Annotated in this window: 11 protein-coding genes; 6 read left to right on the top strand and 5 right to left on the bottom strand. The window is 61.0% G+C overall.

Translation table 11 applies throughout. From position 1 onward, the window contains the following. Positions 1-6: 6 nt before the first annotated feature. The 5 genes from K8U03_05155 to K8U03_05135 form a co-directional block, all read right to left on the bottom strand. Complete coding sequence (locus K8U03_05155; GenBank protein MCE9604275.1) at positions 7-468, bottom strand: biopolymer transporter ExbD; 462 nt, start codon at positions 466-468, stop codon at positions 7-9. A 77-nt stretch (positions 469-545) separates the two neighbouring features. Further along, entirely contained in the window at positions 546-968 is a 423-nt protein-coding gene (locus K8U03_05150; protein MCE9604274.1) for a biopolymer transporter ExbD, read from the bottom strand. Further along, positions 968-1,849: a MotA/TolQ/ExbB proton channel family protein gene (locus K8U03_05145; protein ID MCE9604273.1), complete on the bottom strand. Its 882-nt coding sequence runs from the start codon at positions 1,847-1,849 to the stop codon at positions 968-970. Before K8U03_05145 ends, K8U03_05150 begins: the two co-directional genes overlap by 1 nt. 27 nt (positions 1,850-1,876) lie before the next feature. After that, positions 1,877-2,914 carry a hypothetical protein gene (locus K8U03_05140; GenBank protein MCE9604272.1) on the bottom strand — a complete coding sequence of 346 codons (1,038 nt, stop codon included), beginning with the start codon at positions 2,912-2,914 and terminating at the stop codon, positions 1,877-1,879. A 44-nt stretch (positions 2,915-2,958) separates the two neighbouring features. Continuing rightward, positions 2,959-3,996 (bottom strand): hypothetical protein, encoded by a 1,038-nt coding sequence (locus K8U03_05135; GenBank protein MCE9604271.1) that lies wholly within the window; start codon positions 3,994-3,996, stop codon positions 2,959-2,961. 115 nt (positions 3,997-4,111) lie between these two features. On the opposite strand from K8U03_05135, the gene def reads away from it, so the two are divergent. The 6 genes from def to K8U03_05105 all read left to right on the top strand — a co-directional run bounded on the left by def (position 4,112) and on the right by K8U03_05105 (position 13,481). Then, positions 4,112-4,816: a peptide deformylase gene (gene def, locus K8U03_05130; protein ID MCE9604270.1), complete on the top strand. Its 705-nt coding sequence runs from the start codon at positions 4,112-4,114 to the stop codon at positions 4,814-4,816. A gap of 36 nt (positions 4,817-4,852) precedes the next feature. After that, entirely contained in the window at positions 4,853-5,878 is a 1,026-nt protein-coding gene (gene fmt / locus K8U03_05125; GenBank protein ID MCE9604269.1) for a methionyl-tRNA formyltransferase, read from the top strand. Positions 5,879-6,030: 152 nt separating this feature from the next. Continuing rightward, positions 6,031-6,180: a hypothetical protein gene (locus tag K8U03_05120; protein MCE9604268.1), complete on the top strand. Its 150-nt coding sequence runs from the start codon at positions 6,031-6,033 to the stop codon at positions 6,178-6,180. Between the two features lie 51 nt (positions 6,181-6,231). Continuing rightward, positions 6,232-7,761: a tRNA (N6-isopentenyl adenosine(37)-C2)-methylthiotransferase MiaB gene (gene miaB, locus K8U03_05115; protein ID MCE9604267.1), complete on the top strand. Its 1,530-nt coding sequence runs from the start codon at positions 6,232-6,234 to the stop codon at positions 7,759-7,761. A 2-nt stretch (positions 7,762-7,763) separates the two neighbouring features. Beyond that, on the top strand, positions 7,764-10,952 hold the full coding sequence (gene glnE, locus K8U03_05110; protein ID MCE9604266.1) for a bifunctional [glutamate--ammonia ligase]-adenylyl-L-tyrosine phosphorylase/[glutamate--ammonia-ligase] adenylyltransferase: 3,189 nt from the start codon (positions 7,764-7,766) through the stop codon (positions 10,950-10,952). A gap of 165 nt (positions 10,953-11,117) precedes the next feature. Beyond that, on the top strand, positions 11,118-13,481 hold the full coding sequence (locus K8U03_05105) for a trypsin-like peptidase domain-containing protein (protein ID MCE9604265.1): 2,364 nt from the start codon (positions 11,118-11,120) through the stop codon (positions 13,479-13,481). Positions 13,482-13,595 lie beyond the last annotated feature (114 nt).

The following is a 13,595-nucleotide window of genomic DNA, read 5'->3' as shown; positions in this document are numbered from 1 at the left end:
GCTAATTTATTCCGGCGTGACGAATTGAACCTTCTGGAAGCCAAGCCGAAGGCAAAGATCGTAGGCATCGATCGCATCGGCCAGAGGGACGTCGTCGGCCGCATCGAGCACGACAGGGACGATCGTCTTGTACTGCGCAATGCGGGCCAGCGCGGCGAGCCTGGCTCGAACCTCCGCCAGCGTCCGGCAAACATCCTTGTTCACGTTCCACTCCGTGGCCCCGCCGCGACGCGAAAGCGATAGCTCGACTTGCTGCAAGTCTTCGAGTTCGGGAGGGGGGCGATCGGCCACCTTGCCTCCACCGGCGCTCGCGGACATGCGCGGAGTCGCAGGAAGCGATTGCTCCTGTTTCTGAAAGCTGACGGTGCAGACGAAGAAGATCAGCAACTGAAACACGACATCGATCATCGGCGTCATCTGCGAATCGAATCGCGTCGCGGAGGAGCGTTGGTAGCCGGAAAGACGCATGGGCGTGGATGACGAAGATCTAAATTATGATGACTGCGGAATCGCTAAGAACGGATGACGAAAGGAAAAGCATATCTTCACGGGCCTTGCTTCATGACCGCGAAAGTCACTTTCCAAACATCGTTTTTTAAGCACTCTTTCAAGATCGGCTTCACGCGGCCGTATTCGACTTGGCGGTCGCTTCGAATGCGCACTTCGAGCTTGTCGTTCTTGGCGCGCTGTGCGGCAAGGCGTCGTCCGAGTTGCGATTCGTCGAGCGATTCTCCGGCGACGACTAAACCGCCGTCGAGAGTGACGTTGACCGTGAACCGGCGATGGGCATCTTCTTCGAGCGTTTCGACGCCGCTTTCGGCCGACGGTAAATCGAGCTCGACGAGGGTCTCTTGCTTCGCCAAGTGGCTCGATACGAGAAAAAAAATGATGAGTTGAAACGTGACGTCGATCATCGGCGTCATGTTGAACTCGAGGCTTCCGCGATCTTTGTTTTTGGGGAGTCGCATTAGGCCGGTCCCGCGATCGGCGGCGGAGGAGGAGCCGGGCGCCGCGTCGGTGGCGGAGAGATTGCGCCGGCGGCCGCGGCCCGACGCAACGGCGCAAACACATGCTGCGCGACGTAAGCAGTCTCGGCGACGAGTCCGTCGATCCGATTGCGAAAGATCGCGAACACGGCTAATGCCGGAATCGCGACGACGAGCCCTTCGACGGTCGTGACGAGCGCCAGATAAATGCCCCGTGCCAGTTCGCCGGCGTTCGCGGTCCCTTGCGATTCGGCGACGACGCTGAACGCTTCGATCATCCCGATCACGGTGCCGAGCAACCCGAGCATCGGTGCGATGTTGCCGATGACGGAAATATATTCCGCTTTGCGATGCAGCCTCGCGGCCTGTTCTCCCATCGCGTCCTCCATCGCTTTCTCAACGACCGGCCAGCCGCCGTCGATCTCGCCGATGCCCGCTTGCAACACCGACGCCAACGTGCTCGGCTGCAAACGGCATTGTTGATCGGCTTGCGCGTATTGCCCGGCACGCAGCAGATCGCGCACTTTTTCCGGCAGGCTCGCTGGAATCAGCGTCTTACGTCGAATCGTCAGTAAGTGTTCGATCGCGATCGAAACCGCCACGACGGACAGCAGAATGATCGTATGGCCGACCCAACCGCCGGCTTTAATCATGCCGAAAAAGCTGTTGTCGAACTCCGCGGGAGCAGCCGCCGAAGGTTTCGTGTTTCCGGCCGCAGGCTTTGCCGCAGATTGCGCTTCGAGCGAAGTTGTCACCAAGATCGCGCCTAAAACGACGATCGCAACGGCGCAGGGAGTCGCGTAGCGCGACCATCCACGTTTCGTTAGTCGTGCGTACGAGTTCGCGTCAGGTTGTCCATCCATGCGTTCCATCCCGGTTCGTCCTTCGGTCTATTCCGTTTTGAGTTCAGTTCGGAGTTCCTTCAAGCGATCGCCCGCCTGTGCGGCGACCGATGCCTTCGGAAAGTCGCGTCTTAGTTCACGATAAAGTTCGGCGGCTTGGTTCGGTTGCGTGAGTCGTTCGAGCATCTGGCCTGCGCTCCAAAGCGCTTCGGCGGCGAGTCGATGTTGATCGGCATGCAGAATCGGCACGCGTAACAACACCAGCGCCGCGCGTTCCGGTTCGTTTCGCTGAGCCCAGGCGCGTCCGACGACTACGGCCGGCCCCGCCGCGAGATCGGCGGGGAGCTTATCGAGCATCCGTTCCCAGGTCTGTACGGTGGCGTTGTCCGCCGTCACGGCCGCGCTGCGCCACAGTTGAGCCTCGGCCGAAAGCGCCACGCGCGCGTCGCCGTCGAGCGCGAGTTCCTTCAAGCGATTGATCCCTTCGGCGCGAGCCGGAGTCGAAAGCAACACGGCAGCGCCGAACAGCGCGGCCGCCGAAGTATTCCGATCGGCGGCCCAACCCTGGGCCTTTTTTTCTAATACCGGATCGGGGAATATCGTGGTCCAGGGGAGGGGGATCGAAGTGAAATAGGGGGTCGTCGGATCGTCGCGAATGAGCGCAATAAAGTGATCGGCCGCCGCCCCCCAACGTTCGTCTTCGCGCAAGCAATCGACGATGCGCGCTTGCAGCTTGCGACGAACCCAGCGCCGTTGCTCACCGGCCAGCGCGGCTTGAAACTTCGCCGCAGCGGCGGCGTAGTCGCGACTGCGCCAAAGCTCTTCTCCCGCGAGTTGCTCCGGTAACCAAGTGCTGCGAACTTCGACGACGCGCTTGCCGGGCACGGTTTGCTTTCCGGAGGAAAGCTCGATCACGAGTGCCGCACCGGTGTAGTCGACGATGCGACCCGTCATGATGATCCGGCCCGGCTCTTCCGGACGGGGAGCGACGACGACCGTGTCGAGCGGTGTCGGCGTTTGCGCATGCGCGGTGCCGCAAGCGGCGAAGCCGGCGAGCGTGAACCAGAGTAGCGGGCGATTGAACACGGCGCGACCAAGAAGGCATGAGAGAAGTTAAGGAGTCGTGACGTCTAGGGCGCTGCGCGAGCGCTGATGTCGACATAGACGCTGCCGCCGTTGTTTTGCGCGGCGAGGCGATCGAGAAAATTTTCTTTGCGGATCTTCGGCCCGAGTCCGAATTCGATCGTGTTGATCGTCGCACCGCCTTTGTTACGCTGTTGGATACGTTGCAACTGAGCGGGTGAGAGTTCCGGCTGATCGGCATCGGTGAGGAAGAAGATAACGTCGGGAGAAAGTTGCAGGGCGAGTAAGAGAGCCGGTTCATGAGCGGTAGCGCCGTCGGCCGTGATCCCGCCGACGAAGGAACGGGCCTGCTTCTTGTTGGCATCGTTGCCGAACATCAGTTGAGACGAATCGTTGAACTTCATGATCGTCGGTTGTTCGTTGTAGAAGATGATTTGAAACTGATGCGTCTCACCGAGGTCGGCGATGCTTTTCAGCAGCTCGTTCTTGGCGGAGTTCAACGCTCGATTGCCGGAGCCTCCCATGCTGCCCGAGCGATCGAACACGTAGACGAATTTCCACCCTTCGCCGTTTAGGCCGTAGACCTTGGTGCGAGCCTTGCCGCCGGCCGGAAAAGTCTTGGCCGAGGGGCCATCCAATAAGTTGCCGCCACCCAACATCGGCGGGCCGCTACCGAGCCCGAGGCCTGCGACGTCGGCCGCTTTCGGCAGAGCCGAGCCGATGTCGACCGGCGACTGCATTCCGCCGCCCCCTAAGAGTTGCTGAACATTGACGGGGGACGGGTTCGCTGCCGCGGCAGCCGCTTGCGCTTCGGCCGCTGCACGATCGACGTAGACCGGTCCCTCGGCAGACTCGCGCTTCGCCACAAGTTCGACGGTGCGGAGAATCTCCGGTGCCGCACCGGCGGGCTTTGTCGTCGCTTTCCACGAAAGCCCAAGCACGACGATGAGCGAGACGTGGAATAGGACGGAAAGTCCCCAGGTCTCCAGCATCACCACCCAACGACGAACCGGATCATTGGATGATCGGGCCGAGGCGGCGTCGGCGGTCGGCAGCGGTAGGTTTGGAGTTGAGGTTCGGGACACGCGGAAAAACGCTTGCGAGGTGGTGTGTCGTTGCGCAACCCGTTCTATGGAAAGGAATTGCGAGATTCGTTGCGCAATTCTAGGCCGCTTGCCGCATGAGAGTCAACGCGAGGCGATGAAAACGGACACGCCTTGTCGGCCGCCGAAGCATGCTTCCGCCTACTGCGAACCGCAACGCTTCCTTATAATTCGCGGTTTCCTTTTGATCGCCGCGTCCCGTCCGTCGGAGTTTCGATTCTTGCAAGTTCTTAAATATCCTCACCCCACCTTGCTGCGGCCGGCAAAGCCGCTGACGCGCGTCGATGCCGAATTGCGAACGATCATTCGCGAAATGTTCGACGCGATGTACGAGCAAAAGGGGATCGGCTTGGCCGCGCCGCAAGTCGGGCTGCCGTATCGACTGTTCGTCGTCAACGAGACCGGCGACTCGCGCGAGACCGAACAAGAATTCGTCTTCATCAATCCCGTGCTCAGTAAGCCGAAGGGAAGCGAAGAGGCCGAAGAGGGGTGCCTCAGTTTGCCGAAGCTCTATGCGCCGGTCCGGCGGCCGAGCCATATCCACGTCACCGCGTACAACCTGTCGGGGCAAGCGGCGACATACGCTGCCGAAGGGCTCTTCGCGCGGGTCGTGCAACATGAGAACGACCATCTCGACGGCGTCATGTTCATCGACCGGCTCAGCCAAACCGCGCTCATCGACGTGAAGGACGAACTCGAAGAATTCCGCGGCGAATTCGAGCGCAAGCGGAGCATGGGAGAGATCCCGAGCGATGCCAAAATCTTTGCGCATCTGGCCGAGTTGGAAAAGTTGCGCACTTAGATCTGCCGCCCCGAACCCTCTCGGAATGCGCACGCGATGACGATATCGAACACTACCTCCGCCGCGGCGCTACGGATCGTCTTCATGGGAACGGGGCCGTTCGCGGTCCCGTCGCTGGAAGCGATGCTGAGCGATGAGGTTCGCGCTAAAGGGCACGAGGTCGTCGCACTCGTCACACAGCCCGCTCGCACGGCCCGCGGCAATCGCGCACCTCCGCCGAGCCCGATGCGAGCCGTTGCCGAAAGCCGCGGCACGCCGATCCTCGACCCGGAAAGTATCAATACCGACGAATCGCGTACGCAGCTGCGCGAGCTTCGTCCCGACTTATTCATCGTGGCCGACTACGGGCAGATTCTCTCGAACGCCACACTCGACACGGCCCGACTCGGCGGCATCAACCTGCATGGCTCCTTGTTGCCGAAGTATCGTGGCGCGGCCCCGATCAATTGGGCGATCTTCCACGGAGACGCGGAGACCGGCGTGACCGTGATCCAGATGTCGTCGAAGGTCGACGCCGGCGCTTGTCTCATGCAAGCCAAACTCGCGATCGATCCGGAAGAAAACGCCGTCGAGTTGGAACATCGGCTGGCGGCGCTGGGGGCTCCGCTGGTTGTCGAGATCGTCGAACGCTTGGCAGTCGGGGCGGTGCAGCCGCTCGTGCAAGACTCCGCGCTGGCGACTCCGGCGCGGCGGCTCAGGAAGACCGACGGAGAAGTCGATTGGAGCCGAACGGCCTTGCAGATTAAGAATCAGATTCGAGCGCTCGAGCCGTGGCCGCGAACGGCAACGCACTGGTTGCGTGCCGGTGTGGAGCCGTTGCGCGTAATTCTGTGTCGCGCGGCGATTCGTGAATCCACCAGCGCAGCAGGAGACGCGGCGGCTACGCAGGGGGTGGTTACGGAAGTCTCCAAAGAAGAGTTCGTCATTGCGACGGGCGAGGGCCTGCTCGTCGTGCAAGAGCTTCAGCCAGCCGGCAAGCGCTCTATGCCTGCCGGCGAGTTTCTGCGCGGCTACCAAGTGAAAGTCGGCGAAAAGTTCGGGCCAGCCCCGGCGATTTCCTAGCTAAGTGAGTCGCAATCGCCGCAGCCAGGCCCGTCGCTAGCGGTTTCGCGAACCATCCCCTCCAAGCGAGACGCCTCCCACGATCTCGCGTCGGTAGATTAGAATAAGCGTTCCTCAAGTGACGAGTCACACGGTTGCGAACGGAGTCGCAGATGTCGAACGGGATTATCGCACTGTGGGCCGTCGGGGGGCTCGTGGCCGTCGGGGCGCTTGTGAAGCTGATGGTCGTGCGGCGCAATCAGGTCGTTGCCGAGTGGAAAACGCAAGTCGAAGCGGAAAAGCGAAAACAAAAGAAGAAGTAGCTGCCGAATCGCGCGGCGAACTCCTATGTGCGAAGTTATTGAAGGTTGCTCATGACTCGTAAGCTTTATATCGAAACGGTCGGTTGCCAGATGAACATGCTCGACAGCGAGTTGGTCGTCGCCGATCTGCGCCATCGCGGCTATGAGATGACCGCCGATCCGTTGGCCGCCGATCTCGTGCTCTTCAATACTTGCAGCATCCGTTCGCATGCCGAAGAGAAGATCTACAGCAACCTCGGGCGGTTGAAGATCCATAAGCAACAGCATCCCGAGAAGATCATCGGCGTGATCGGCTGCATGGCCCAGAACCATCAGAAGATCGTTTTCGATCGTGCACCGTACGTCGATCTCGTCGTCGGGCCGGGCCAACTCCATCAGATTCCCGCACTCGTCGACCAGATCAAGGCCGGGGCAGGGCGGCAGATGGAAGTGAGCCTCGACCGCAAGGAAGGGGCTCGTCGCGACGTCGAGCGCAGCTTCGAGAGCTACGACCCGCTGCGCGATGAATCGATGCGGCCGTCGCGCTACCAGGCTTTCGTGCGGATCATGATCGGCTGCGATAAGTTCTGCACCTATTGCATCGTGCCGAAAGTGCGGGGACCGGAGCAAAGCCGGCCGGCAGCGCAAATTCTTTCGGAAGTGCGCAAACTCGCCGACGAAGGTTGCCGCGAGATCACGCTGCTCGGGCAGACCGTGAACAGCTATCGCCACACAGCCGACGGCCGGACGACGCGCTTGAGCGATTTACTGCTTCAATTGAGCGAAGTGTCGGGCATCGATCGGTTGCGTTTCGTGACGAGCTTCCCGAACGATATGACGCAGGATTTGCTGGAGGCGGTGCGCGACATTAAGAAGTGTTCGCACTACCTACATGTTCCTGCGCAAAGCGGATCGAACGAAGTGCTGAAACGGATGAAGCGCAACTACACCGTCGAGCAGTATCGCGAGATGATGTGTCGGATTCGAGAAACGATTCCCGATTCGAGCGTTACGAGCGACTTCATCGTCGGCTTCTGCGGCGAGACCGAAGAAGACTTTCAAAAGACGATGGACTTGGTCGCCGAGCAGCGTTTTAAGAACAGCTACATATTCAAGTACAGCCCACGCGAAGGGACGAAGGCCGACGATCTCTGGCCCGATGACGTGCCGGAAGAAGTGAAGCGTCGCCGTAACGTCGAGCTACTCGAAGTGCAGAATAAGAACAGCTACGAAGACAACCAGCCGTTCATCGGCCGTGATGTCGAAATTCTCGTCGAAGGCCCGAGCCGGAAGCATGTCCGCGGCGAGGCGCAGCAAGATGCGACGTCGCCGAGCGCGCTCCCTTTGACGAAGTCGTCGGCGAAGCCGCAAGCGGAGGATGAGGCTGTGCAAAGCCATGATGACGGCGACCATGATCATCATCATGGCCCGTTGCAGCTTGTCGGCCGGACGAACTGTGATCGGATCGTCGTGTTCGACGGCAATCCTCGCCAAATCGGCCGGTTCCTTCCGGTAACGATCTACGACGCCAACTCGTTCACGTTGTTCGGCGAAGTGAAGACCGAGCATGTCGTGCCCGAGGTCTACTCGCTGTCGATTTAACCATGAATCTCGATGAATTGCGCCGCCGACTCGACGACGTAAAGCCGGCCGAAGCATGGCTCCGGACGTGGGGTGTCGCCGACCCGGCGCAGGCGCACGCCGTGCTCGTGCGCATCGCCGAATTCGGCGTAACGCTCGATCTGATGGGCGTAGTTTGCGAGCAGCTAGGCGAGACGCTGCCGCGCCTCAGCGATCCCGATCTTGCGCTCGGTAGCTTGGAGCGGTTCTTCGGTGTGGCGAGGTCGCCGTTGTCGCTGGCGGCGTTATTCGAGCGCGACCGCGATGCGCTGCCGACGCTGTTGCAGATCTTTTCCTCGAGCCGGCACTTGAGCGACCTGCTCGTCGCCGACAACGAGAGCTACGATCTCCTACGGCTTACGGAAGGAAGCCCGGTGCAGCGAGAGATGCTCATCGGCGAACTTCGGGCCGAAGTCGATTCGTTGGCCGATGAAGCGAGCGTGATGACGGCGCTGCGGCGCTTCAAGCGGCGCGAGACGCTGCGCATTTCGTACGGCGATATCATTCGCAATCAACGCTTGGAAGTCGTGACGGCGCAGATTTCGTACTTGGCCGACGCCGTGATCGATGCCGCGGTGCGATTCGCCCGTCGCCGGCTCGAAGTCAAGCGCGGCATCCCGCGCCGCGCAGACGGCAAGCCGGCGCGGTTCGTCGTGTTGGCAATGGGTAAGCTCGGCGGCAACGAACTCAATTATTCCAGCGACGTCGATCTCGTGTTTCTCTACGATGTCGACGGTAAAACCGAAGCCCGGCGCGGCCCGCTCCCGCTCGGCACGCCGGCCTCGGAAACCGGGCCGCCGCGACTTTCGACGAATACGGAATTCTTCGAGCGCCTGGCGCAAGACGTCACGCGACTGCTCACCGAGTCGACGCCGCTTGGAATCGCCTATCGGGTCGATCTCCGACTTCGGCCCGAAGGGGAGCGAGGGCCGCTCGTGCGCAATCTCGAAAGCGCCATGCAATACTACGACGTCCTCGGCCGCACCTGGGAACGCCAAGCCTATGTGAAGGCTCGGCCTTGCGCCGGCGACGTCGATCTCGGCCGTGAGTTTCTCACGTACCTTGAATCATGGATCTATCGCCGCTACCTCGGGCTCGCCGACATCACGGGCATCAAAGCCCTCAAGCGGCGCATCGAGCAACGAGTGATTCGCGAAGGACACGACGCTCGCAACGTGAAGACGGGACGCGGAGGCATTCGCGACGTCGAATTCGTGATTCAATTTCTGCAGTTGCTCAACGGGGGCGATCTGCCGAAGGTTCGCGTCTCCGGCACGCTCGAAGCGCTTGCACAACTCGAAGCGTGCGGCTGCCTCACGCACCAAGAACGGACGTTCCTAGCCGAGAACTACGCATTTTTTCGCAAAATCGAGCATCGTTTGCAGATCATGTTCGATCTGCAAACGCACTTGGTTCCGAACGATCCCGTCGAGTTGCGCCGGCTTGCGATTCGTCTCGGCTATCTCGACACTCCGGAGCGCACGGCGCTTGAAGCGTTCGAGGCTGAATACCGTGAGCGTTCCGACGTGAATCGCAAAATTCTCGACCATCTTCTACACGATGCGTTCGGAGAAGATGCCGAAACGGAGCCTGAGGTCGATCTCGTGCTCGACCCGGATCCGCCGCCGGAGAAGATCGCCGAGGTGCTGGCGAAGTATCGTTTTCGCGATCCGCAACAAGCGTATCGCAATCTCGATTCGCTGGCCGTCGAACGGATTCGCTTTCTTTCGACGCGCCGTTGCCGACACTTCCTCGCTTCGATTGCGCCCCGGTTGCTGAAAGCGGTCGCGGCGATGCCCGATCCCGATTCGACGCTCGTCAACCTCGCGCACGTCAGCGATTCGCTCGGCGGCAAAGGGGTGCTCTGGGAACTGTTTAGCTTCAATCCGCCGTCGATGAAGCTCTACGTCGAATTGTGCGCGTCGAGCCCTTATCTGTCGGGCATCCTCGTCGGCAATCCGGGTATGATTGACGAGCTTATGGATGGGCTCGTCCTCAACAAACTTCCGACACGTTTCGATCTGCGGGACCATCTCGAAGAGTTGTGCGCCGGCGCGGAAGACTTAGAGCCGATTCTGCACAGCTTCAAAAACGCCGGCCTGCTTCGCATCGGCGTGCGCGACATTCTCGGCAAAGACGACGTGCGGCAAATCGGCTCGGTGCTGACCGATTTGGCGGAGACCTGCCTGACGCGGATCGTCCGTTGGGAATACGAGCGGCTCGTCGAGAAGCTCGGCGAACCGACGATCGGCGAAACGAACGAAGCGGCGGGGCTCACGGCCGGCGCTCCCTGCGGCTTCGCACTCGTCGCGCTCGGCAAGCTCGGCGCGCGCGAGCTGACGTATCGGAGCGATCTCGATCTCGTATTTCTCTATCAGGCCGATGGGCCGACGGTGATCCGACGGCCGCGGCGCGGCGAGCCGACGACGAATCAACATTTCTTCGGCGAACTCGGTCAGCGCATCATCAAGGTCGCCTCCTATCTCGGACAATACGGTCGGCTGTATGAAGTCGATCCGCGGCTTCGTCCGACCGGAAGAAGCGGTCCGCTGGCGACGAGCTTCGCGGAGTTCGCGCGTTACTATGCCGAAGGACAAGCCGGCGTTTGGGAACGGCAATCACTCTGCCGAGCGCGCACCGTCTACGGCGACAAGCGAACGGCCGTGGAAGCGCTCGAGGTAGTGCATCGGGCGGCGTTCGATCACGTTTGGAAGCCGGAAGACGTGGCGGCGATCGGCGAGATGCGCCGCAGATTGGAGATCGACGCTACGCCGGAGAACTTGAAGCGCGCGCCGGGCACGGCGCTCGACGTCGAATTCCTCGTGCAAATGCTGCAGTTGCGCTATGCGGGGAACGACCCGAGCCTGCGCGTGCCGAACACGGCCGCGGCGATGGGGGCGCTCTACGCCGCGGGCCGAATGACGGCCGCCGATTACGAATTCTTCACCGCAGGCTACGGCTTTCTGCGAGCGCTCAAGAGTCGGCTGCGGTTGCTGAGCCTGACCGCGCGCAACGATCTGCCGACCGACGCCATCGAACTTGCGAAACTGGCACGCTCGCTCGACTACGGAGATCCGGAAGAGCTTTTAAGCGATTATCGCCGCCATACGCTGCGCATCCGCCAACGATACGACCAACTAATGGCCGAACAAACGGAACTCGCGCCGGGCTAAGCCTTCGGTGGTCGTACGGCGACGGTTGCGTGAGGACTCGATGTAGAAAGCCGTTACGGCTTTGAAATGCCGGGCTCGTCCCGTTATCCTGGCGAAGGGCGATTTTCGGTGCATGATGGAGTGAGAAGTTGCGAGTCGCCGCTGATTTTCCGTAAGTAACGAATTATGCAGATCACCGTCGCATGCGTCGATTGTCGAAAGCGATTTCTGGTCGACGATAAGTCGCTGGAGAAAGATCTGATTTGCCCCGCGTGCGGCAGCGCGATGAAGAGCACGATGCCCATCAACACGTCGAAGCCGTCGAAATCGCATGTCAAACCGACGGCCGACCCGTTCTGGGACGATCTTCCTGCGGCCGGCACCGTGCAGGTAGCAGGTGATACTTCCGCCAAGAAGATCATGGTCTGGGGGGGAACGGCCGCGGGACTGATTCTGCTTCTCGGCATCGGTTGGATCGTGTTCGGCGGGAAACCGAAAGACGATGCGCCTGTCGTGATGAAGCAGATCGTTCCCATCAAACAGCCGGAGCAGCCCCCTGTTGCCGAAGTCGGATCGGCCCCTGTCTTCGCGCCCAGGTCGACGGCTCCTCCGATCGAGAAGGAGAAGCCACGCGTCAAGATGTCGGTCGCCGATCTTATCCAGACGGCAGGAAACGGCGTCGTTCATCTGACGACCTTCGATGCGCACGGGAAGCCGTACGACGTCGGGAGCGGCTGGATCATCGCGCGGCGGCATGTCGACCAATGGATCGAGCCGGAAGTAACAAAGGAAGACAAGCCTCCTCAAGGCGATCTCTGGCTCGTCGCAACGAATTACCATGTCGTCGCCGGAGCTTCCGGAGTAACGATTCGCCTGCGCGACGGCACGACTTACAAGGCGCGCGGCTTGGCGGCGTTCGATCGCAATCGCGACCTGGCCCTCCTCGCTCTCGACGACGCACCGCAAAAGCTTACCGTGCTCCAGACGGTCGCGAATCCGACGTTGCGACAAGGTGAAGAAGTTTTAGCGATCGGGCATCCTAGCGGCTTCGATTTCACCACCTCGACCGGAATCATCGGCGCGATCCGCGGCACGAAAGAGCTTCCCGAAGACGTCACGGAGTCGATGCACGCCCCGGACGATCAGCAATGGGTGCAAACTACGGCGGCGGTCGTCGGCGGCAATGGAGGGGGGCCGCTTCTGGCGATGACCGGCGAAGTGATCGGCATCGACACTTGGAGCTACAACGCCGGAAGCAACCTCGCGTTCGCCTCGCATGTGAGACACGTCGTCGAATTGAACAGTGCCGTGATCGAGACCGAAGGCAAGCTCACCAAGGTGCGCGTGCAACCCTTTTCGGCCGCCAAGCCGATCGAGGTGCCCGATCGGATCGGCGATAAGAGTAACTGGCTCGAGTCGGATGTGCATGACGGGCTCGCGCGCTCGGCGAAGCGCGCGCTCGCCGTCGATTGGCGGCCGACGACGAAAGGAGACTACTTCTCGTTGCAAGCCGTCGCGACGATGCTGACCCTGGCGGCGATTCACCGCTACGACATGGAAGAAATCAAATCGATCAAGGAATCGCTCGGCAAGCGTAAATGGGACTTCGAGTCGGAAGTGAAACAGATCGATCGCTTCGCTCTGGAGAACCTCGACGAAGGACAATGGGGCGTGTTCTTCTTCGGCAAAGTCAGACGCATCAATCCCGCGACTCGTCGGCATCTGTGGGTCGATCTGACTGGGCGCGGCTACGTCGTCGCCGTGACGATTCCGACGAATCAACCGGTGCCGCCGCTGAAAGTCGGCGACGATATCGCCGTGCTTGGCTACCGCATCGGCTTAGCACCGGACAACAGCCGGTTGCCGCGCGGCGTGCATAACATTCTCGCCGGGCTCATTCTGCCCGTCGCGCTGCCGCCGGTGCCCGAAGATACCGTTCTGCAGGCGGCATACGATCTGGCGAAGTACGATCGCCAGGAGTATGGCTTCGAGTCGTCAGCGCGCAAGTTCGCCGACGTTTACGAGCGTGTGACTCCGCTTGTCGGCAAAGCGCCGGTTCGCTGGCAGCGAATCAACCTCAACTCGCGTGGGCGGCAATTCGATGCCGTTCGCTTTTCGGTGCCGCCGGGCCTCAACGGCGACCTCGTCTGGTCGTTCAATTCGCCCGAGGATGCGATCGACGAATGGGGTGTGATGCCGGTCGGCGATTTTCCGATGCGCGTCCAGGGGCAAAAGTTCACGATGCGCGACATGCCCGCCCCGGCTTTGTCGAGAGAAGAGTCGCAGTATCTCATCGTGCAATGCGTGACCGGCGGGCTGCTCGTACCCGGCGAAGACTACTTGCTGTGGTTCACCTTCAAGAATCCGCAACCGCGGCGCATCGCGATCGCCGTGCGGGTCGTGCCGACGGGATCGTTCGACGCGGCGAACCAAGCGAGCCTGGGCCAAGCCGTGAAAGACGGCGCGGCCTTCAAGCCGGAAGAGATTACGAAAATGCTCAAAGCGATGAAAGACAAAGCCGGCGGCGCTACCGAAACGAAGCCTAACTAAAGAGGCTCGCGTTCTCCGCCGAAAAGAGATACGCGAGCCTCTCCTGGGGCACGCAGCTGCACGAAAGCTTCGCGCTTAACGCTCGGCTCGCATCGCCCACTCGTCTTAGGACGG

It is taken from the genome of Planctomycetia bacterium (assembly GCA_021413845.1).
GTDB lineage: Bacteria > Planctomycetota > Planctomycetia > Pirellulales > PNKZ01 > PNKZ01.
This window is presented reverse-complemented; position numbering and strand designations above follow the sequence as displayed.